Origin of the sequence: Chryseobacterium suipulveris, from assembly GCF_022811685.1 — a bacterium.
GTDB lineage: Bacteria > Bacteroidota > Bacteroidia > Flavobacteriales > Weeksellaceae > Kaistella > Kaistella suipulveris.
The window spans coordinates 375,404-395,000 of sequence record NZ_CP094532.1 but is presented as its reverse complement, the minus strand read 5'-3'; the positions used below and the strand labels follow the sequence as shown (position 1 = coordinate 395,000).

General features: G+C 42.0%; 15 protein-coding genes, 2 tRNA genes and 2 rRNA genes (1 of these 19 only partly in view). 2 read left to right on the top strand and 17 right to left on the bottom strand.

Annotation, left to right across the window (positions count from 1 at the left end):
- The 12 genes from MTP09_RS01915 to MTP09_RS01860 all read right to left on the bottom strand — a co-directional run.
- Window positions 1-746, bottom strand: a 23S ribosomal RNA gene (locus MTP09_RS01915) (it extends 2,013 nt beyond the left edge of the window).
- A 173-nt stretch (window positions 747-919) separates the two neighbouring features.
- Window positions 920-993 (bottom strand) — tRNA-Ala (locus tag MTP09_RS01910).
- A gap of 83 nt (window positions 994-1,076) precedes the next feature.
- Window positions 1,077-1,150, bottom strand: a tRNA-Ile gene (locus MTP09_RS01905).
- A 125-nt stretch (window positions 1,151-1,275) separates the two neighbouring features.
- A 16S ribosomal RNA gene (locus MTP09_RS01900) occupies window positions 1,276-2,792 on the bottom strand.
- Together the 16S and 23S rRNA genes with 2 tRNA genes alongside form the textbook arrangement of a ribosomal RNA operon.
- A gap of 610 nt (window positions 2,793-3,402) precedes the next feature.
- Window positions 3,403-5,067, bottom strand: coding sequence for a tetratricopeptide repeat protein (locus tag MTP09_RS01895; protein ID WP_243550123.1), 1,665 nt, complete (start codon window positions 5,065-5,067; stop codon window positions 3,403-3,405).
- Between the two features lie 93 nt (window positions 5,068-5,160).
- The gene (locus tag MTP09_RS01890) at window positions 5,161-6,033 is read right to left on the bottom strand and encodes a PstS family phosphate ABC transporter substrate-binding protein (RefSeq protein ID WP_243550121.1); all 873 of its coding nucleotides are present in this window, start codon (window positions 6,031-6,033) and stop codon (window positions 5,161-5,163) included.
- Between the two features lie 266 nt (window positions 6,034-6,299).
- On the bottom strand, window positions 6,300-7,142 hold the full coding sequence (locus MTP09_RS01885; RefSeq protein WP_243550119.1) for an energy transducer TonB: 843 nt from the start codon (window positions 7,140-7,142) through the stop codon (window positions 6,300-6,302).
- Between the two features lie 33 nt (window positions 7,143-7,175).
- On the bottom strand, window positions 7,176-7,745 hold the full coding sequence (locus MTP09_RS01880) for an ExbD/TolR family protein (protein WP_243550118.1): 570 nt from the start codon (window positions 7,743-7,745) through the stop codon (window positions 7,176-7,178).
- A gap of 3 nt (window positions 7,746-7,748) precedes the next feature.
- On the bottom strand, window positions 7,749-8,357 hold the full coding sequence (locus MTP09_RS01875) for an ExbD/TolR family protein (RefSeq protein ID WP_243550116.1): 609 nt from the start codon (window positions 8,355-8,357) through the stop codon (window positions 7,749-7,751).
- A 92-nt stretch (window positions 8,358-8,449) separates the two neighbouring features.
- On the bottom strand, window positions 8,450-9,316 hold the full coding sequence (locus MTP09_RS01870; protein WP_243550114.1) for a MotA/TolQ/ExbB proton channel family protein: 867 nt from the start codon (window positions 9,314-9,316) through the stop codon (window positions 8,450-8,452).
- A 260-nt stretch (window positions 9,317-9,576) separates the two neighbouring features.
- A complete protein-coding gene (leuS, locus tag MTP09_RS01865) occupies window positions 9,577-12,879 on the bottom strand; it encodes a leucine--tRNA ligase (RefSeq protein WP_243550113.1) in 3,303 nt (1,100 codons plus the stop codon).
- A 109-nt stretch (window positions 12,880-12,988) separates the two neighbouring features.
- Window positions 12,989-13,456: a lipocalin-like domain-containing protein gene (locus tag MTP09_RS01860; RefSeq protein WP_243550111.1), complete on the bottom strand. Its 468-nt coding sequence runs from the start codon at window positions 13,454-13,456 to the stop codon at window positions 12,989-12,991.
- 96 nt (window positions 13,457-13,552) lie between these two features.
- On the opposite strand from MTP09_RS01860, the gene MTP09_RS01855 reads away from it, so the two are divergent.
- Entirely contained in the window at window positions 13,553-14,305 is a 753-nt protein-coding gene (locus MTP09_RS01855) for a glycosyltransferase family 2 protein (protein WP_243550109.1), read from the top strand.
- On the opposite strand, the gene MTP09_RS01850 is transcribed toward MTP09_RS01855, so the two are convergent.
- From MTP09_RS01850 to MTP09_RS01830, 5 genes are all read right to left on the bottom strand, one after another.
- Window positions 14,298-15,551: a 3-deoxy-D-manno-octulosonic acid transferase gene (locus MTP09_RS01850; RefSeq protein WP_243550108.1), complete on the bottom strand. Its 1,254-nt coding sequence runs from the start codon at window positions 15,549-15,551 to the stop codon at window positions 14,298-14,300. The two genes, MTP09_RS01855 and MTP09_RS01850, sit on opposite strands and share 8 nt — an antisense overlap.
- A 45-nt stretch (window positions 15,552-15,596) precedes the next feature.
- On the bottom strand, window positions 15,597-16,070 hold the full coding sequence (locus MTP09_RS01845) for a DUF1648 domain-containing protein (protein ID WP_243550106.1): 474 nt from the start codon (window positions 16,068-16,070) through the stop codon (window positions 15,597-15,599).
- Window positions 16,071-16,108: 38 nt separating this feature from the next.
- Window positions 16,109-16,825, bottom strand: a complete 717-nt coding sequence (locus tag MTP09_RS01840; RefSeq protein ID WP_243551560.1) for a C40 family peptidase — start codon at window positions 16,823-16,825, stop codon at window positions 16,109-16,111.
- 133 nt (window positions 16,826-16,958) lie between these two features.
- Window positions 16,959-17,606 carry an O-methyltransferase gene (locus MTP09_RS01835; RefSeq protein ID WP_243550104.1) on the bottom strand — a complete coding sequence of 216 codons (648 nt, stop codon included), beginning with the start codon at window positions 17,604-17,606 and terminating at the stop codon, window positions 16,959-16,961.
- Window positions 17,607-17,711: 105 nt separating this feature from the next.
- Window positions 17,712-18,548: an OmpA family protein gene (locus MTP09_RS01830; protein ID WP_243550102.1), complete on the bottom strand. Its 837-nt coding sequence runs from the start codon at window positions 18,546-18,548 to the stop codon at window positions 17,712-17,714.
- Window positions 18,549-18,629: 81 nt separating this feature from the next.
- On the opposite strand from MTP09_RS01830, the gene tilS reads away from it, so the two are divergent.
- Entirely contained in the window at window positions 18,630-19,562 is a 933-nt protein-coding gene (gene tilS / locus MTP09_RS01825; protein ID WP_243550100.1) for a tRNA lysidine(34) synthetase TilS, read from the top strand.
- Window positions 19,563-19,597: the final 35 nt, after the last annotated feature.

The window sequence follows — 19,597 nt, the reverse complement described above, 5'->3', positions numbered from 1 at the left end:
TCATCCGAAGACTTTTCAACGTCAACCGGTTCGGCCCTCCACTTTGTGTTACCAAAGCTTCAGCCTGCCCATGGGTAGATCACAAGGTTTCGCGTCTAATCCCACTGACTATGCGCCCTGTTCAGACTCGCTTTCGCTCCGCCTCCGCGCCTGAAGCGCTTAAGCTCGCCAGTAAAATTAACTCGTAGGCTCATTATGCAAAAGGCACGCCGTCACCCCGCATGTGCGGGGCTCCGACCGCTTGTAGGCGTACGGTTTCAGGTTCTCTTTCACCCTCCTATTCGGAGTGCTTTTCACCTTTCCCTCACGGTACTTGTCCACTATCGGTCTTTCAGGAGTATTTAGCCTTGGAGGATGGTCCCCCCATATTCAGACAGGATTTCACGTGTCCCGCCCTACTCATTTATCACCCTAATATGCCTTTCGTGTACAGGATTGTCACCTTCTATGATCGCCCCTTCCAGGACGTTCCACTAAACATATAAGAGCTTTTGGGCTAATCCGCTTTCGCTCGCCACTACTTACGGAATCTCTTCGATTTCTTTTCCTCCGGGTACTTAGATGTTTCAGTTCTCCGGGTTTGCCTCCCTCGCGGGATAATACATCTTCAATGTATTGGGTTGCCCCATTCGGATATCCGCGGATCAATTCGTGTGTGCCGATCCCCGCGGCTTTTCGCAGCTTACCACGTCCTTCGTCGCCTCTGAAAGCCTAGGCATCCGCCATACGCCCTTAACGATTTCCTTCCTAATTGTTATAATTAGTATATTTTTTATACTCGGCGCCCGAAGGCGCTCGGTTTTCTCTTTGTGATGTCTTTACCGTCAATGTCAATGATCTTTTTTTCTTCTTGTCCAACCGGTGAACAGACGTTGTTTTTGGCTCCGTCCGTAACATTTAAACCAGTCTTCCAAAACCGTGGAGAATAAGGGAGTCGAACCCTTGACCTCCTGCGTGCAAGGCAGGCGCTCTAGCCAGCTGAGCTAATTCCCCCTCTAGTAGCTTCTGGCGATTTGCTTATTGCTATTGGCTTTCCTGCCAGCTGCTATAAGCCACTTGCCAACCGCCGTAATTAGTAGTCTCGGGCAGGCTCGAACTGCCGACCTCTACATTATCAGTGTAGCGCTCTAACCAGCTGAGCTACGAGACTGCATATTAATCTCCTCCCTGTACCAATACTAGTGGGTTTTATTTTTTTTGATATACAACCGAGTAAAAAAACCAAGGCGAAAAACTTCGCGCGGGCGCTTGATGTTTTTTGACGTATAGTCTCTAAAATGAGATGTTCCAGCCGCACCTTCCGGTACGGCTACCTTGTTACGACTTAGCCCTAGTTACCAGTTTTACCCTAGGCAGCTCCTTTGACGGTCACCGACTTCAGGTACCCCCGGCTTCCATGGCTTGACGGGCGGTGTGTACAAGGCCCGGGAACGTATTCACCGCGCCATGGCTGATGCGCGATTACTAGCGATTCCAGCTTCATAGAGTCGAGTTGCAGACTCCAATCCGAACTGAGACCGGCTTTCGAGATTCGCACCCACTCGCGTGGTAGCTGCCCTCTGTACCGGCCATTGTATTACGTGTGTGGCCCAAGACGTAAGGGCCGTGATGATTTGACGTCATCCCCACCTTCCTCTCTACTTGCGTAGGCAGTCCCAACAGAGTCCCCAACTGAATGATGGCAACTGTTGGCAGGGGTTGCGCTCGTTGCAGGACTTAACCTAACACCTCACGGCACGAGCTGACGACAACCATGCAGCACCTTGAAGATTGCCCGAAGGAGGGTCTGTTTCCAAACCTGTCAATCCCCATTTAAGTCTTGGTAAGGTTCCTCGCGTATCATCGAATTAAACCACATAATCCACCGCTTGTGCGGGCCCCCGTCAATTCCTTTGAGTTTCATCCTTGCGGACGTACTCCCCAGGTGGCTAACTTATCACTTTCGCTTGGTCTCTGAACCTTGCGGCCCAAAAACGAGTTAGCATCGTTTACGGCGTGGACTACCAGGGTATCTAATCCTGTTCGCTACCCACGCTTTCGTCCCTCAGCGTCAGTTGGACCTTAGTGACCTGCCTTCGCAATCGGTGTTCTAAGTAATATCTATGCATTTCACCGCTACACTACTTATTCCAGCCACTTCAAATCCACTCAAGACCCGCAGTATCAATGGCAGTTTCGCAGTTAAGCTGCGAGATTTCACCACTGACTTACGGGCCCGCCTACGGACCCTTTAAACCCAATAAATCCGGATAACGCTCGCACCCTCCGTATTACCGCGGCTGCTGGCACGGAGTTAGCCGGTGCTTATTCGTACGGTACCTTCAGCTATCTACACGTAGATAGGTTTATCCCCGTACAAAAGAGGTTTACAACCCATAGGGCCGTCGTCCCTCACGCGGGATGGCTGGATCAGGCTTCCACCCATTGTCCAATATTCCTCACTGCTGCCTCCCGTAGGAGTCTGGTCCGTGTCTCAGTACCAGTGTGGGGGATCTCCCTCTCAGGACCCCTAAAGATCATCGACTTGGTGGGCCGTTACCCCGCCAACTATCTAATCTTGCGCGTGCCCATCCCTATCCACCGGGGTTTTCAATATCTAGTGATGCCACCAGATATATTATGGGGTATTAATCCTCCTTTCGGAGGGCTATCCCCCGGATAGGGGCAGGTTGCACACGTGTTACGCACCCGTACGCCGCTCTCTGGGTAGCAAGCTACCCATACCGCTCGGCTTGCATGTGTTAGGCCTCCCGCTAGCGTTCATCCTGAGCCAGGATCAAACTCTCCACTGTATGTTTGTCCGTCCCGCTCAAAGTCATGACTCCGCCTTGGTTTTTTTCCTTACTTGGTTGTTGTATCTTTTCTTTCAATGAACTCCGTTCTTCCGCTATCCAGACTCCGCTCTGCCGCTTCGTCCGATTTGCGAGTGCAAAAGTATAAACTATTTTCTATATGGCAAAATGTTTTGAGAAAAAAATTTGAAATTATTCCTAACTGTCTTCTATTCAGCGTGAAATCTTTCAGAGATTTTGTTTCCGTCATCCTTAAACATCCCGCCCTCCTGCGCTCCCCGCATCATTGTTTCGAATTGGGACTGCAAAGATACGAAGATTCTGATAAGCTCCAAATTTTTTTTCTAAAAACAGAAATAAATATTCTAACCTACTGATTCAGTGATGCGAAAATTTTAATGAAAAATTTCGAAAGAAGACCTTCAGGAGTTAATAGCCCAGATTGAAACGGCATACTTTTTTGTTTTGCCAGGGAATTAGCGGTGGCGAAACAAAAAAGATACAGTGGAAAGCTGGTGGAGTTTTGTAAGAAGCGAAAAATTTGATGCTCGTGATAAAAAAAAAAATCCCAATCTTTCGACTGGGATTTCCAAAGCGTGTTTGCTTTGATCTATTTGTTAAGCTGCTTATTCAAGTTTACAGCATCCTGATAACTTGGATTGAGCTGCACGGATTTTGCCGCATAGTCCTTCGCTTTCGCAGGATTATTATCTTTTACGAGGTATGCAACCGCAAAGTACGCATAAGAAAGGATTTCTTTATTGGCATCCATCTCGGCTGGCTTAATCGTGGAAATGAATTTTTCGTATGATTGCTGCGCCAGTTCGTTCTGACCTGCCTGTTGATAAGAATAACCTAAGCTGTAATAAGCTGGTGCCCAATCCGGCAACAAAGAATTCATCTTCTGCCAAGACATAATTGCTCCGTTCCAGTTCTTCACTTCCTGGTAAGCGTTTGCCAACTTAAACAACGCATCGGTGTCGTGCTGGTTTGCTGCAACTGTTTTCTTTAACGCCTCAATCTGCGGATTGGTTGGACCAGCGTCTACTACTGCCTGAGTGATACCGCCACCTCCTTTGATTTTAAGAAGCTCATCGTCCCATTTCATGGTTTCGTCTTTGGCTGCTTTTGCAATCGCCAATTTTTGCTGGGACTCAGCTGTTAGTGCAGCTTTTTTTGCAGCATCTTTTTCATCTTTTGCCAGCGCTGCCGCTAAAAGTCCTTCAAGACCCTGATCTGCTGGTAATACTCTGGTTTTTTCTGCTTTAGAAATAAAGTTGTCCATACTGGTTTTTGCTCCAACGTAATCACCATCCGCATAAAGTAGGTATGCTCTCAGTTTATATTTGATCGGGTCATTTACTTTGTCGAAGACTTTATCCAAGTAAATTTTTGAATTGGCGTAGTCTTCATTAGTAAAGAACAGTTTAGAAATCTCTAATTGAGTATCGCTGTCCTCATCAGCATATTTTGCATAATTGATCAAATCCTGGGTAGCCAAAGCGTTCTGACGATAACGGATGTGGTATGCCGCCAATGCTTTGTAAGCCGGAGCATAAGTTGCATCAGTCGCAATTGCGCGGTCAATATTTTGCTTTGCTGACTGCCATTGCTGCGCCTGCATCCAAAGAGTTCCTATACGAGTATATACGGAAGCTTTGTTTTTTGCGGTTGGCAAAGCTTTTTCATAAGCAGTCATAGCTGCACCGGCTACTTGCGGACTTGTTGTCAGTTTCAGTCTATAAGCATCACCCAACGTGTAATAGTAGTTTGCTGGTGTTCCATTTTTTGCTGATTTTTCAACTGCCTTGTTCAGAAAGTCGATTGCCGTATCTGCAGATCCTGCTCCACCGAAAAGCGTCAAAGCTTCTGCCGCTCTGTAGAGAACTTCTGGGTCTTTCTCCCTTGAATCTTTTACAATGTTCTGAATCTCGCTGATTGCGGATCGATCACCTTTCCCCAGTTTTACCGAAGCTACACCCACTCTGTTCAGGAAACTTTTTTTATCGGCAAGAAGACCCTTGCTAAAATATTCCGAAGCTTTTTCGAAATTAGGTTCGAACTGAGTTAGGTAGGAGTTTCCTAAGTAGAAATAGTTTTCAGCTGTGGCAGATTTGGTCACCATATCGGTGAAAACCTGACGAGCAGCGGCATATTTGTGACTGTCTGCATTAGCAATACCTTCCTGCAATGTCTGCGCAAAGGCAAAACCGGACAAGAAGCTTACTGCAACCCCTAAGGTGATTTTTTTTGTAAAATTCATTATATCTTTCATTTTATTTTGTTTAAATATTTGTTTGAACATTATTGATATACCCAATTTTATACCAAAATAAATAATTTATTATCTATCAGTGATTTAGGTGTTCTACCGCATTTGTACCTGTCTTTCGAAAATGTTGTAGGGTTGCAATCCTTCCTTGGAAACAACAATCTGACCAAGCTGCATGCAGGAAAATCTGATCAAGCCGTTCCCTAACCCAAAATAGGGCTCATTAGTCAGAAAATATAAAACTCGCGTGAATGGGTACGACATGTTTCTGATGTTTGCTATAGTGGGCTCCAATGTTTTGTTTCCTTCAGTTACAGACAGGAGCTTCACCGAGTTCCGCAGCTCCTCCGATTCTTTGTCGTAAGGTCTGCTTATGGTGTTCAAGCTGATAACGCCGATCTTGTCTGGATGGCTGTTCAGCTGTTCCACTACATTCTTATTACCATTAATAATAGAAAACTTTAATTTATCGGGCGTGGTATTGAGTTTCTGGGCAACAAAGTTCAGGTTGCTGGAATTCGTGCCGTCAAAAACAATGCGTTTGTTATCCGAATTTAGTTCCTCTTTGATTTCATTTAGGGAAATGCTTGTTCTGGTTGAACTCTTTGGAACGATAAAAACCACTGCATCTGCCGCAAATCTTGCCGGAACCATGTCCATATCGATTTTGCTTTTGTAGGCATCCTTCTCTTTCTGACTCAACTCACGCGACATCACGACTACCCTAACTTTGTTATCGAGTAGATCGAGATATCCTAGATCCTCTTTCTTGATTTCAAGATTAATCTTGGTATTGGGATATAACGCCATGTACCGATCGGTAAGCGCTTCCGCGACACTTTTAAAAGATTCGTCAGTCGAAATGGTGATTTCGCCCTGCACCGGATTATCCACCACTCTTTCCTTCTTCTTACATGAAAAAAAGAACAATAGTAATCCCAAGAAAAACAGCAGTGTCTTACTCTTCATTGTTCGCCCGATCTTGACGCATTCTGTAAATCGCCCTAAAAATTCTGAATATGCCATAAAGAATCAGCAGTGCACCTAGAGGATAAGCGACATTAGTTTCCAGATAAATGACAAAAAACTTATAAATAATTACGGTAACTCCCAAAATTACGTAAAAGCAGCCCGCAACTATTGATAACCAGTTAAACATCATGAACGCAAAAGTACAAAAAAAATAAAAAGAGAAGCAGTTGCTTCTCTTTTATGTGAAATTTAATAATTGCTTATTATTCAAACTGCATGGTCAAAGGAAGTCGGTAACGATAACGCACTGCTTGTCCGTTGATTTTTGCCGGAGCCCATTTGTTTTTGATAGACTTCACTGTTCGCACAGCTTCGGCATTCATGGTTGAGTTTGATCCTGTTGCTTTAACATCAGTGATACTTCCGTCTCTTTCGACTACGAAGGTAACTTCTGATTTTACCACTCCTTCGTCACCGCTCATTACTGAGGTATCGAAGTTGCTGTTTACCTTGCTTCGGAAAGCATTGATTCCACCAGGGAATTCTGCCAACTGCTCTACCTCGGTATAAACCTGCGTTTCAGAAACCTGCGGCTTCACTTCCACTGTCTCTGTTTTTGTACCAGTAGATGGTGGTGGTGGCGGCGGTGTATAGGTTGGTGTTTTCACCCCTTCCTGGTTAATCAAACCTGTAGTTGTTTCCAGCTGCTTAGTAATTGGCGGCGGTGGAGTTTCCACTTTCGGTGCCTTCACAGGTTCTGGAACCACGTTCTGGATGATTTCCTGTTTTGGTTCTTCTTTTGGTGGTGGCGGTGGTGGAGGTGGTTCGTCCTTCGGCTGCTCTATAATCTGCTCCTGCTCAGGAAGAATATCGATCAAATTTGCACTTACCTCGGTAGTCTCCTTTGCATTCATCTGCTTGATCTTCATAATCACAAACGGGGTGATTGCGGCGATACAGAACAATACAGTTCCCAAAATAAAAGCTTTGGTAAGCATTTTCCGGTGACTTGTTCTCAGATCATAGGCACCATACTCCTTATTTCTGTTCTCAAATACAATTTCATCTAAAGTAAGATTACTGTTGTAGTTATAATCTTCTGCCATTTTTCTTTCTTTTGAAATTATTGGTACACATTCTTAGTTAGACGGTGGAGGAGTCGTAGCAGCGGTGCCGCCTGATTTCTCCTTATAGATGGCTTCTTCCCAAGGTTTGATATCGGTGATCCCGTAAATCTCGTTTTTGGTGATTGCCATTTCGTCCAGAATATCTACAAAGTTCTTATATACGGCGTCGTCCGTTGGCTTGATAATTACAGTAAACTTGTCTTTATCTTTAGCGTTGGCTTTTGCCTGCTCGATTACTTTAGTAATCCCATTTCTATCGAAAGTTGTTTCCTGCAGTGTCTGCACATTGAGTCCTGCTCTGTCCAACTGGTGATAGAAAATTCTATTGTCTTTTCCTATGATGATAGAAATCGAGTTTGTAAGGTCAATTTCTGTATCAGGTGGTTTTTGGTTGTCTTTCGGTTTTGCCGGAAGTCCCAAATCCATCACGTTCGGTTTATTGAAAGTTGTTACCAACATAAAGAAGGTGATCAAAAGGAACGCCAAGTCCACCATTGGGGTCAAATCCACGTGCGGCACCTGCTTTTTCGAGCGTACCTTACCGCCTTTCCCGCTGTTGTCTTTTACTTGTACTTCTGCCATTTCTTAATTATTTGGTCCAACTTCTTGGCTTGTTATTAACCAGAACTTTAGGAAATCGATGTCTCTAAGTCCTTCGAAAAGCGCCTTCACTTTCGGGTACTTGGTCTCCACATCACCCTTGATTGCCAATTTGTAATCAGGGTTTACTGCGAGACTTTGCTGTACCCAGTCGATCAGCTGCTTGTTGGTACTGTCCATTGGGATTCCTGTTGGGCTTTTGAATGCCTTTCTGTCTTCCTCTTTCAAATCGAGGAATCCTTTAAGCTGGTTCATCGGAACACCAATTGACTGCACATTTGCGAAGGCAACCTTCTCCTGGTCATTAAATTTCATACCATACTTCTCTCCCATCTTATCAAGTAGCGCCATTCTTTCGGTTGGGTTTTCTACAGGAGTAAAATAGAATCTTCCGTCGGTGGTGCTGAGAATGGTCATCAAACTCGCATCCGGAAGAAGTTTTTCAGAAATAGAAGATGGCGTTTTTATCGTCTCGATATCAGGTTTTGCAAACTGAGCCGTGAGGATAAAGAATGTAAGGAGTAGGAACGACACGTCGGTCATCGCCGTCATATCTACCCTTATATTATGTCTTTTTGGTTTGACTCTCGCCATTATTTATTGATTAATTTAATTAAACTTCTAATTTTTGGTTAGACGCGTCAAAGCTTTAAATGTTAAGCGCGCCACAACCTCTTTGCAGATTCTTAGTGGAATTCTGCGAAAGACTGCTGGATAGACATTGCGATCTCGTCGATCTTGAAGGTCAATCCGTCAATTTTAGAAGTAAAATAGTTATAAATGATGATCGCCACTGCAGAAGTACCAATACCTAAAGCGGTATTTACAAGTGCTTCAGAGATACCGATTGATAATGCAGCAGAGTCAGGAGTACCACCTCCAGAACCTAACGCGTGGAATGCCTTGATCATCCCGATTACGGTTCCAAGTAGTGCAACAAGCGTCGCAACTGTACCCAGCGTTGAAAGGATCATCATGTTTTTCTCAAGCATTGGCATTTCAAGAGTTGTAGCTTCTTCGATAGACTTGTTCAGCGCAACCATTTTTTGCTCCTTGTTCATAGAGTTATCGTGAGAAAGCGCTTTGTAAGTAGTAAGCCCTTCTTTCACAACGTTTCCTACAGAACCTTGCTGATTGTCGCACTCCACGATTGCCTCGTCAATTTTGTTTTGGTTAAGCAATCTTCTCACGTTTAATACGAAATTATCTACGTTTCCTTTACCTGCAGCTTTGCTCAATACTAATGCACGCTCAATAGCGAAAACGATTACGATAATCATGAAAGAGATCAAAATCGGTACGATTGGTCCACCCATGTAAATGATCCCGAGGAATCCGTCCGGATGAAGTTCTTTGGTTTCCAAATCAGAGAAAGCTACTGACGACAAACCGTTAAGTCTTGGATCCGCCTTGAAGTTTCCAGGGCTTCCCAACACAAATAAATAAATAGCAACTCCGATCGCGATAAGGATAGGAATTATCAGAAAAGGATTTAACCCACCCAATTTTTTAGCAACTACTTGCTCCTCGTTGTTTGAAACATTCATTTCCATACTAAACTAAATTATAATTGTTATTTTTTTTGAAATTTTCAGGGTGTAAATTAAAGTCAAAATATTTAATAATGCAAGTATTTACACCTAATCGAAATCAATTTTTCTTAATGTTAAGAATCATTAACATTGCGTTATCAACAAAATATGAAAACAATTTTGACAATTATTTTCGATATTAAAAATACCTTTAAAAATTTGAAGAATTATGCACGTTTTTTTTGCGATTCCGATCAAAAGAAAATATTACCTCTCTTTTATTAGCTGACAATATTAATAATTTTTTTCGGAACGATAATTACTTTTTTAGGTAAATTTCCTCCGAGTTGCTGTGCGGTTTTCTCTTCCGCCATGATAATTTTCTCAATCTCCGGAATCGACAATTCCGCAGGAAGCGTAATCTTGAACCTCATTTTCCCGTTGAAACTTACCGGGTACTCAATCTCGTCTTCTACCAGATATTTGCTTTCAAAAACCGGGAACGGCTCAAACTCGATCGAAGTGGAGTGTCCCAGCTTCTCCCAAAGTTCCTCAGAAATGTGCGGCGCATAAGGCGAAACCACAATCGCGAGCGGCTCCAAAATCTTTCTCTTATTGGTTTTCAGTTTTTGGAATTCGTTTACGGCGATCATAAATGACGCAACCGAGGTGTTGAACGAAAAATTATCAATATCCGAAACCACCTTCTTTATTAAGGTATGCAGCACTTTGTACTCCTCCTTCGTCGGCTCTTCTTCAGAAATCTCGAGTTGGTCGCCATTATAATAAAGGTTATAGAATTTTTTCAAAAATCCGTAAACCCCACTTAATCCCTGAGTATTCCAAGGTTTACTCTGCTCAAGCGGACCGAGGAACATTTCATAAAGACGAAGACAGTCTGCACCATATTCTTCACAAATGTCGTCGGGATTTACCACATTGTACTTTGATTTCGACATTTTTTCCACTTCCCTTTCGGTGATATACTTACCGTCTTCCAAAATAAATTCGGCATCTTTAAAGTCGGCTCTCCAGTTTTTGAATTTCTCGATGTCGAGTTCATCCGAAGTTCCCTTTAACAAAGAAACATCAACGTGGATTTTTTGGGTTTGATAATCACTTGCCAAACCTTTTGAAACAAACTTATTAGTACCATCGATTCTGAAGACAAACGCGCTCATCCCCAAAATCATCCCCTGGTTGATGAGTTTCTTGAATGGTTCGTCCTGGCTTATGTAACCTCTATCTTTTAAGAACATATTCCAGAAACGGGAATAAAGCAAATGTCCTGTCGCGTGTTCGCTTCCACCGATGTAGAGGTCAACCTGCCCCCAATAATCCGAGATTTGCTTGTCGGCAAAAACTTCATCATTTTTGGGATCCATATATCTTAGGAAATACCACGAACTTCCCGCCCAACCCGGCATTGTAGAAAGCTCCATCGGGAAAACAGTTACATTATCGATCAGATCGACTGATACAACTTTACCATTTTTCTCGTCCCAAGCGAAATTTTTTGCATTTCCTAAAGGCGGATCGCCATCTTCGGTTGGCAAATATTTCTCCACTTCGGGAAGTTCCAGCGGAAGTGCTGAAACAGGCAGTGTGTACGGCATTCCCTCTTTGTAGAAAACGGGAACAGGTTCTCCCCAATACCGCTGTCTCGAGAAAATAGCGTCGCGCTGTTTGTAGTTGGTTGTTCCGTGACCGATGCCGCGGTTCGTGATTTCATCGATGATTCTTGCTTTCGCTTCGTCGTATTTCATTCCGTTCAGGAAATCCGAATTCACACAAACCGAGTCTTTGGAATCGTAGGATTCTTTCTGGATGTCATTATCGTTTTTAATGACATTCACAATTTCCAAACCGAATTTCTTTGCAAAACGGTGGTCACGCTCATCGTGTGCAGGAACCGCCATCACTGCTCCAGTTCCGTATCCCATTAACACATAATCAGAAATATAGATTGGGATTTCTTTTCCTGTGAAAGGATTTTGGGCATAACTTCCTGTAAATGCGCCTGAAACATTTTTCACATCCGCCATTCTGTCGCGTTCTGTTTTTCTTGAAGTTTCTTCGATGTATGCATCAACTTCTGCTTTATGTTCGGGAGTGGTGAGTTTTTCAACCAAAGGATTTTCAGGAGCCAGAACCATGAATGTCGCACCGAAAATGGTGTCGGGACGAGTGGTGAAGACTGTAATCCCGCTTTCCCCCAAAGGGGCTAGCTGTGGCTGATTCTCTGCTTCAACCTCTCTAAAATCAGGTCGGTTCTCTAAAGAATTTGTTATTTTTTGCAGAACCGCTTCAATATCGCCAATTACTTCCTCATTCCTAAATCTTACAACTTCAAATCCTTCATTAATTAGGATCTTGGTCCTTTCTTCATCTGCCATTTGTTGTTCAGGATCGGTGTGGTAACCACCATCAACCTCAACAACCAACTTTTTAGAAAGACAAACAAAATCAACAATAAAATCCGCTATCAAATGCTGCCTTCTAAACTTATGATCCAATTTTCTTGATTTCAGCTGTTCCCAAAGAATTGCTTCAGCTTCTGTTTGGTTGTCTCTATTTTCTTGTGCTTTTTTAATGAGTAAAGCAGAGTTGTTGCCTCCCGTTAAGTACCCATATTTTTGCGATTGATTTTGTCGAGATTCATTTGTAGAATTGCTCTCCGCTTTGGGGAAAAGGGGGAAAGTTACTGATGCCCCCACTGATTTCCCAATCCAGTATTCCTGCGAATCTTTCAGCGGTTGCGGCCAGTCGATTTTTTTTAAACCCTGTAACAATCTTTCGGAGTAAGCGGTGATTCTCATACTCCACTGCATCATCTTTTTTTGATATACGGGGAATCCGCCGCGTTCAGACTTCCCGTCTTTTACTTCGTCATTCGCTAAGACAGTTCCCAAAGCTGGACACCAGTTTACCGTCGTTTCTGCACGAAAAGCTAAACGGTAGTTTAACAAAATATCTTGCTGATCCAGTTCTGAAGCTGCTTTCCATTCATCGGCAGTGAAATTTAGATCATCACTTTGTACCGCAGACAAATTATCCGTTCCCTGCTCATCGAAATGCTTAATTAAAGTTTGAATTGATTCAGCTTTATCGGTAGATTTATTGTACCAGGAATGGAAGAGTTCAATGAAAATCCATTGTGTCCATCGGTAATACGACGGATCCGAAGTTCTCACTTCCCTGCTCCAGTCGAAAGAGAAACCTATTTTTCTGAGCTGCTCCTCGTAACGAGTGATATTTTCTTCTGTGGTAATTGCGGGATGTTGACCAGTCTGAATCGCGTACTGTTCTGCAGGAAGCCCGAATGAATCATAGCCGATGGGATGCAGCACATTGAATCCATGGTGTCTTTTGTACCTTGCATAAATATCGGAAGCAATATAACCGAGAGGGTGACCTACATGCAAACCAGCTCCCGACGGATACGGAAACATATCCAAAACATAAAATTTTGGGTTATCGGTTCCATCCCGGTTCGTGGTTCTTGGCTCTTGGCTCTTGAAAGTTTGATTTTCTTCCCAGTATTTCTGCCACTTTTTTTCAATCGACTGATGATCGTAAAACATTCTTTCGCTGTGTTAAATTAAATAGATTTAGAGACAGCAAATTTAAGGTTTTGAAATGAAAAAATCCCCAACGAAAAGTTCAGGGATTTACAGTGTTCGAAACTAAGTATTAATCCTTGGTCTTTCTCAAATAGAAAGTTACATTCGCAGGAACTGTTTCTCCCTGAATGTCGAAATTTTCCTCGACGATGTAAACCAAATCAGACTTCGACAGGGTTTTGATCGTTCCGTTTTGGGTTTGTCCGTTTCGGGTAATGTTCAGTGTATTTGCAGTCGGATTGTGTGTGTAAGTAAAATTTACATTTTCCTGCTGTACACAGGTTCCGTTTTCTTCACCGTAAGTTAACATTCCACCGGTATTATTGTCGCTGAAGGTGACCCTTGTTTTCTGCATACATTCGGAGTACTCGATGGTGTTGGTGTATGGACCTGTACTTAAAGTCGCATTGATCACGGCTCTGTAAGGTTGCCATTTACCGATTAGCGGGGAAACCTCAACGGGATCATCGCTACTGCTTCTGCATGAAAAAACAAATAAAAGCAGAAACGCAACTGGGATTAAAAGTATATTTTTCATAATGTTAATTTTTTATGTTAAATGAATAATTTCAAGTTTTATGCCATGAATAACATTTGAGCATTCTTATTTTTTATATTTGCATAAACTCATCTGATGGCGGAAGTCTCCATAATCACCCCTGTTTATAACTCATCGGCGTTTCTTCAAGAAACGATTCAGTCGGTTCTAAACCAAACTTTTCAGGATTGGGAATGGTTGATTACTGACGACTGCTCCACCGACAATTCCGTAGAAATCTTAAGGAAAATCAATGACCCCAGAATTAAGGTAAATGTTGGCGAAAAAAACGGAGGAGCTGGTCACGCAAGAAATCTGTCTCTGCAAAAAGCTGCAGGAAGGTTCATCACTTTCCTGGATGCTGATGATTATTGGGAACCCAATTTTCTGGAAGAAATGGTAACCTTTATGAAAAGAGAAAATGCAGAACTCGCCTACTCCAATTACTCAAGATGTGACGAAAACTTGAAACCAAAGATTGAAGATTTTAGGGCCGATAAAGAGGTGACATTCGGGAATCTCCTGAAAACCTGCCGACTTTCGCTACTTAGTTCGATGTACGATTCGCGGAGAGTCGGTATAGAATTTTTCCCAGAAGGAAGCAAGCGCGAAGATCACGTGATGTGGCTGAATCTGCTAAAGAAAATCCCAGTCGGGAAACCGCTCCCAAAGACGATGGCAAAATACAGAATGCACGCTTCAAGCATTTCCCGCAGGAAAACCAATATCATGAAAGACCAGTATTTGGTGTATAAAGATTATATGAAATTTTCTACCTTAAAATCCATGTATTACACGGCAAACTGGGCGTTTAATGGGTTTTTGAAATATTCAAAACTATTCAATTAAGTTGTGAGTTTTCAGCCCAGATTTTTTTCACGATAATCTCGGATGAGTTGGGCTGCATCTCGATAAAGTTTCTCGCATTCTCCCCCATTTTCTTCATCAGGTTTTCATCTTTCAAAACCTGCAGGATAAATGGCGCAGCAAAGAACTCGTCTTCAAAGGATTTACCGCCGTTCTGCGCGATGAGTTCGTCTGCTTCAGGATTTTTTTGATACTGGTCACCAAAGAAAACGGGGATTCCAAAAGTCGCCGCTTCCAAAATATTGTGAAGTCCCTTTGAGTGGAAACCGCCTCCAACAACTGCGATATCACCGTAAGAATATAATTTGGAAAGCAAGCCGATACAGTCGATAATTAAAGTTTGAGCGTTTGAAAGTTTGAGTGTTTGAGCATTGTTGAGTTGAGAATAAGTCAATGCGTTTGGGAACAGTTTTTTCAGATGTTCAACCCTTTTCAGATCGTGTGGAGCGATAATCAGTTTAACCTCGCGGTTTTTGGCGGCGATGATTTCAGCAAGCCGCTCCTCCGATTCCCAGGAACTTCCGAAAACAATGGTCTTTTTGTCTTGTTTAAAATCATCAATAAATTCAACGGAAATATCTCTTTCGCGAAGTTTCTTCACGCGGTCAAATCTCGTATCACCAGAAGTCGAAGAATTCTTGAGACCAATTCCCTTTGCAAGCGCCGTGGAATGTTTCGTCTGGTGAAAAAACCAGTCCACATTACGCGCAAGCTCTTCCACGAACCAGGTTCCGTAAACTTTAAAGAATACCTGAGTTTCATAAAAAAGTGCTGAAACCACGAAGATTTTGGTATTTTGTTTTTTGAGCTCTGCAAGCAAATTATACCAGTATTCATATTTGACGGTGAAGAAAATCTCCGTTCTGAAATTTTGGGTGAACTCGGTAATCCATTTTTCCAGATCAAACGGAAGGTAGCAAACCACATCCGCAATATGGTTTTTTTTGATCACATTGTCGTAACCGGACGGCGAGAAAAAAGTAATCAGTATCTTATGTTCGGGGAATTTTTCTTTCAGTTTTTCCAAAACGGGAAGTCCCTGTTCGTACTCTCCCAAACTTGCGGCGTGCATCCAGATGACTTTATCGTCGGGTGAAAATTTCCCTTTCACGATGCCGCAACTCTGTCTTCGTCCCGCCAATCCTTTCTTCAATTTATAATTAAAGAGCGCTCCGATCTTCATCCCGAAAATCAGCAGAGAAACGAATATGTTGTAGAGGAATTTCAATTTGAAAATGTGTTAATTTGAAAATTTGAAAATGATGGTTCGTTGTTAAATTTTAGATTTTTTCGTTAATCTCCAAGAATAAATCATCATTGCAATGATAAACAAAAGCATTAATCCTAAAATGTAATTTGTGATATGGCTTAAACCTTCAACTTTTCCTAAAGAAACTTGAATACTTTCGTAATTGATATTTGCAAAAAGAAAAATAATCAAAACACAAAATATACTCACCACAAATTCCGAAATTGCAGGATCTTTTTTCAGATTTTCAGGAATATTCAATCCAGGAGCATTTGGATTTTTTGAAAGGTACATCATTAAAATAAAGATTACACTCGAAATCCCCGCTAAAAACCAATTGGTGTTTTTCGAACCAAAACCATCTGCTTTTCCATCTAAACCAAAATGAATGGGAACAGTTTCAGGAAGCTTTCCGTAAGTAATCATGGTATAAACCCAAATAAAAACAAGGATAAAAAAAGAAAGAATTTTAAGAAAAAATGAAATGTTTTTAAGCATTTGTTTGGATTTTGCGTTGCAAAGTCCCCTTTGGGGATTTAGGGGATTATCCTCTTCAAAAACCTCAACTTATGCGTATGCTTCTTCAAATTCGCATTGTAAATCCCCGCCGAATCCAATTGGTCGATCCTCACTTTTCCGTAGGCATGGATGATTTTTTGGTCTTCGAGCATAATTCCCACGTGCGAAATTTTTCCTTCCTGATTTTCGAAGAAAGCCAAATCTCCCGGTTGTGACTCCTCAACGAAATCCAGAACTTCACCCAGCTCCGACTGTTGATGTGCTTCTCTCGGCAAAGTTTTTCCGTGGGTTTTGTAAACGAGTTGCGTAAATCCGCTGCAGTCGATCCCGAAAAAACTCCTGCCGCTCCATAAATAAGGAACATTCAGAAATTGTAGTGCCGTTTCTGCAATGCTCGACACAGTGTTTTCATGTTCAAAGTTTTCGTTTTCTGCATTCAGTTCGCTCCCGATTGAAAGTAGCGTTTTACCTTCCGCTAATTCATAAACCCCGAAAAGCTGGGTGATTGTCTGCGTTTTTCTATTGGCAAAATCTTCATCAGAAATTTTAGAAATCTGTTTGGAATCAATCCATCCCTCATAACCATCGAAATCCATTTTGATTCTGGAGAAACTTCCATCGGTTTCAAGAATATCGCAGCTTTCGCCGTACAGCAGCTGTGAAGTCATTTCCGACTGGTGTGAACTTTCCGCGCGAAGCGGTGCGACTGAAACGGTGCAGATTGCTTTCATTATAATTAAGGAATTAGGAGATTAGGGAATTAAGCAATTAGTTGAATATTGTCTTTCGCTTCGTACAGTCAGTTTTTTTATAGTCGGTTTTTTCTCCATAAGAATTTCTTAATCTCTTAATTTCTTAATCTCTTAATCACTTTTTGCGCAGCAAATTCACTCCGTCGCGCAAAGGTAAAATAAGATTCTCAAAATCCTCGTCTTTGGCGACCATCTCGTTCAATTGTTTGATCATTTGCGTGGATTTCTGTTTTGGGTTTTCTTCCAAAACTTTTCCGTACCACAACACATTGTCGAACAAAACCACGGAACCTGACTTCAACCTCGGTTTGATGAGTTCAAAATATTCCACATAATTTTCCTTGTCGGCATCGATGAACACGAGATCGAAAACTTTATTGGTATTTTTCAGGAATTCTTTGGCGTCCTCGATTCTAAAATCGATCTGTTGTGAAAATTCGCTTTCTGCAAAGTATTTTTTGGGGAGATAAGCCAGTTCTTCGTTCACGTCGAGCGTCGTGATTTTTCCGTCTTTCTTTAAACCTTCCACCAAACATAAAGTTGCATAGCCCGTGAAAGTCCCGATTTCCAGAATATTTTCGGGCTGCATCATTTTAGAGAGAATCGTCAGTAACCGACCTTGTTGATATCCCGAAATCATGTGCGGTTGCGTGGTTTTCTGGAAAGTTTCTTTGCGAAGCCGTTTCAGAATTTCAGGTTCGGAAGAAGCGTGGTTTTCCAGATAGCGGTCCATTTCGGGACAGTTTTCTTCGAAGAAGCTCATATTTTAGAGTAATGATGAGTCCAAATTTAACGATTTTGAAATAAAAAAACCTCATAGGTTTCAGAAACCTATGAGGTTTAGCCGATTGAATCAGCCAATCAACTTTTAGTTTTTCACAGGAGCGATGTCCATCAGTTTCATGAATTCATCCAGCTTCGGCATAATGATGATTTCGGTTCTTCTGTTTTCAGCTCTTCCCGAAACTGAAGCGTTCGTCGTTTTCGGGTTGTATTCGCTTCGTCCTCCCGCAGTGATTCTGTTAGGATTCACGCCGAACTGGTTCTGAAGAATCTTCGCCATCGAAGTCGCCCTTAAAGCAGAAAGATCCCAGTTGTCTTTCGGAAGGTTTGCAGAATTCAGCGGAACATTGTCGGTATTTCCTTCAATTAAAACGGAATACGTATCGTAATCGTTGATCACTTTCGCCACTTTGCCCAAAACATCGGCTGCTGCAGGCAACACGTTATAATCACCGGTTCTGTACAGCATTTTGTCGGAAAGCGAAATCATCACGACTCCTTTTAATACTTTCACTTGAACATCTTGATCCGCAACATTATCCAAAGATCGCTTCAAACGGTTGGAAAGCGCAAGGTTCAAACTGTCATTTTTCGCATTCGTAGAAATCAGCTGTTTGATGTATTTGTTGGAGGAATTGATCTCGCCGATCAGCTTGTCGATATTGGCGGAACCTTTTCCGGTGTTTGCCAAACAAGCATCCAGAGAGGTTTTCAAGGCGCTGTTCTGGTCTTTAAGCAAATTATTTTCGCTCGCCAATCCCTGATTTGTCGCCTTCAAATCCTGAATTTCCCTTTGTCTTTCGCCAATATTCGTGATACATTGGTCATAATTGAGTTTCATCGCGTCAAACTGCTTTTTGCTCACACAAGAAGTCATTGTAATCGCCATTATTCCAACGGCTAAAAATTTTACTAATCTCATACTCTTAAATTTTGTATTTCCCAAAAATAGAAAAATCATTTTAAAGAGATGGTTTATCTTTGCTTAAAAATAAGTTAAAACTTGCTTACAGAAAAAGATCTCCGAGAATCGCTACAGCTTTTGGCGCCGAATCCCGAACTGCATCATTACCTTTTGGCGGTGAGCGGTGGTGTAGATTCTATGGTACTTTTGAACTTGTTTCAAGTTTCAGATTTCAAGTTTCAGGTTGCGCATATTAATTATAAACTTCGGGGGAAAGAATCAAATTTAGATCAAAAACTCGTGGAAGATTTCTGCCGAAAAAACTCGATAAAATTCCACTTGTATGAAGTTTCTGCAAAGGACAATAAGCCCGCAAACTCCATCCAGAACTGGGCAAGAAATCTGCGGTACGACTTTTTCAGAAAAATTCAGAATCAGGAAAAAATCGAATTTTTGGTTACTGCACATCATCTCAACGACCAGCTCGAAACCTTTCTCATCAACTTTTCGCGTGGAACTGGAATCAAGGGTTTAAGCGGAATTCCCGCGAATGATCATCAAATTCTGCGCCCACTACTCAACTTTAGCAAAGATGAAATCTATGAGTTTGCGGAAAACAACGGAATTAAATTTCGTGAGGACGCATCAAACCAAAAAGACGATTATCTGCGAAACAGAGTCAGGAACAAAATCGTACCCGAGATTTTAGAAACTGCTCCCAATTTTCTGAATCAGTTTGGTGACACTTTATCTTATTTAAAATCTGCGAACCGGTTTATTGAACACTCAGTATCAAAGAGTTTTCAAGAGATCCTGGTTGATGGAAACGATGCCGAATTTACTTTAAACCGAAAAAAACTGCTGCAACTGGATTCCTTTATCATTAATGAAATTATAAGAGGTTTAGGATTTTCTCGCGATGAAATTGAAAAAGTCGTGAATGCAGAAAACGGGAAGTTTTTCAGGAGCAGAACCCACGAAATCAAAATCACCCGAAATGAGATTTTGTGCGTCAGGAGACCTGAAAAGTAAATCTTTATCCTTATTTTTGATGGCTAATAAAAGTA

Bases quoted from the DNA above. Each gene is read 5' to 3' on its own strand.
- MTP09_RS01895 (WP_243550123.1), bottom strand. From the start codon at position 5,067: ATGAAAGATATAATGAATTTTACAAAAAAAATCACCTTAGGGGTTGCA.
- MTP09_RS01860 (WP_243550111.1), bottom strand. From the start codon at position 13,456: ATGAAAAATATACTTTTAATCCCAGTTGCGTTTCTGCTTTTATTTGTT.
- leuS (WP_243550113.1), bottom strand. From the start codon at position 12,879: ATGTTTTACGATCATCAGTCGATTGAAAAAAAGTGGCAGAAATACTGG.
- MTP09_RS01830 (WP_243550102.1), bottom strand. From the start codon at position 18,548: ATGAGATTAGTAAAATTTTTAGCCGTTGGAATAATGGCGATTACAATG.
- MTP09_RS01835 (WP_243550104.1), bottom strand. From the start codon at position 17,606: ATGAGCTTCTTCGAAGAAAACTGTCCCGAAATGGACCGCTATCTGGAA.
- MTP09_RS01885 (WP_243550119.1), bottom strand. From the start codon at position 7,142: ATGGCAGAAGATTATAACTACAACAGTAATCTTACTTTAGATGAAATT.
- MTP09_RS01845 (WP_243550106.1), bottom strand. From the start codon at position 16,070: ATGCTTAAAAACATTTCATTTTTTCTTAAAATTCTTTCTTTTTTTATC.
- MTP09_RS01875 (WP_243550116.1), bottom strand. From the start codon at position 8,357: ATGGCGAGAGTCAAACCAAAAAGACATAATATAAGGGTAGATATGACG.
- MTP09_RS01880 (WP_243550118.1), bottom strand. From the start codon at position 7,745: ATGGCAGAAGTACAAGTAAAAGACAACAGCGGGAAAGGCGGTAAGGTA.
- MTP09_RS01890 (WP_243550121.1), bottom strand. From the start codon at position 6,033: ATGAAGAGTAAGACACTGCTGTTTTTCTTGGGATTACTATTGTTCTTT.
- MTP09_RS01870 (WP_243550114.1), bottom strand. From the start codon at position 9,316: ATGGAAATGAATGTTTCAAACAACGAGGAGCAAGTAGTTGCTAAAAAA.
- MTP09_RS01855 (WP_243550109.1), top strand. From the start codon at position 13,553: ATGGCGGAAGTCTCCATAATCACCCCTGTTTATAACTCATCGGCGTTT.